Origin of the sequence: Synechococcus sp. H55.9, assembly GCF_047462355.1 — a bacterium.
Lineage (GTDB): Bacteria > Cyanobacteriota > Cyanobacteriia > Thermostichales > Thermostichaceae > Thermostichus.
Genome location: NZ_JANSJB010000183.1, coordinates 1 through 1392 on the forward strand (window position 1 = coordinate 1; position 1392 = coordinate 1392).

At 47.8% G+C, this 1392-nt stretch carries 1 protein-coding gene and 1 pseudogene; both read right to left on the reverse strand.

Annotation, left to right across the window (positions count from 1 at the left end; translation table 11 throughout):
• Positions 1-178 precede the first annotated feature (178 nt).
• Positions 179-370, reverse strand: a complete 192-nt coding sequence (locus tag NW857_RS12965; RefSeq protein WP_414369201.1) for a hypothetical protein — start codon at positions 368-370, stop codon at positions 179-181.
• Between the two features lie 61 nt (positions 371-431).
• A pseudogene (locus NW857_RS12970) lies at positions 432-1151 on the reverse strand (DUF3386 domain-containing protein).
• Between the last annotated feature and the right edge of the window lie 241 nt (positions 1152-1392).

The following is a 1392-nucleotide window of genomic DNA, read 5'->3' on the forward strand; positions in this document are numbered from 1 at the left end:
TAGTAGCTCTGGGGGCAGGGATCCTAGAGCAGGGAAGGTGGCTGCTGGGCTTTGCTCTGCTGGGAATGTTTGCTTTAGCAATGTTAACCGGCTGGCTGAGTAAAAGGCGGCGTTCTTAATTTGCCCTTAATAAGGTCAGGACAAAAGCAAGGTCAGCAGTGGCTTCTAACTCCCTTCCTCAGCGCTTTGCCAATTGAATAGCCGTGTAGCCAAGGCCTGAGGCAAGCTCTAGCACTGTTTCTCCTCGACGGAACTCGGCAAACTTGAAGAGCCGTTCGGTGGCGCCAAAGCCCCCCGGTCGAAGTGCCTTTTTACCTGCCGCAGCCAGTACTTGGTGTCCAGGTACATTTTTTAAGTCCAGCTTAGACATAGATAACTCTAAAAAAGATACCCTGTGGCCATCTGTTTTGAGCTCGGCTGTGAGCACCTCATCACCTTCTATTATAAGAGATGCTCACAGACGCAAAGAGAAAACTTATTTTCCCAGCTATTCGAAAAATCGAATATTTGAGAAGAGGAAAAGCTGAGGCGATGCACTTTTTTTTGCCATTCTGCTCTTCCCAAATTCTTCTCTCAACTAGAATCCAATACCGACCTATTTTTTGATAACGATCTTCATAGATCATCTTTGCTTGAGTTTTTTCTTCGGTTCCTGGGCTACAATACTCAGCAGTGTAGTGAGTGGGTAGGTAGCCCTCACCTGTATCGTAAAACTATTGAACTGAGACTGTAATTGTCCGATTGGCAAGATGGCGATGCACCCTTTGAATGTGCTTGCCCTGAACCCAGTACCTATCGGTAGAAGATAAGCCCGAAACAAGAACTTCAGTGATGTCTGAATTTTGTGGCTCTCCATAGACAAAGGTGTGGCCACCGTGTTCTTCGTCGAAGGAATGACGAACGCGATGCACCATGATTTCCCACATCTGTTCCCTTATTTTCTGGCGGATCTCCTCGTCCTCGACGCCGGCAACATCAATCTTCATGTTGCGGTCAATACTCACAACTCCTGAGAAGGAGAGGCTGCTGTCACCTTCTTTGGGAAAGTAGGCTATCTCAGCTCGGTAGCCAGGAAAGTCCTTATCCCAGGTGTAGCGATTCTCAAAGGCCTCTCTAAACAGCTCTTGGGCCGGAGCTTGCTGTGCTGCCATAATCTCCTCCTTAATGAGAAATTTTATTATTTAAATCCTAGTAGAGGCTGATGGCTGGGCTTGGGATTTTAAGGTTTCCTTTAACTGTCCACCCACTCAGCAAAATCCCATCTCTTTTTCTCGGAGCTCTTGGCGGTTGCCAACGGGTAGGGGGGCGGAACACCAATCCTTCCCTTTGCCTGAGAGGGCCCTTGAAGTTAATGAAAATTATTAGCAAGGCGCTGTCCACCGGCAACAGAGA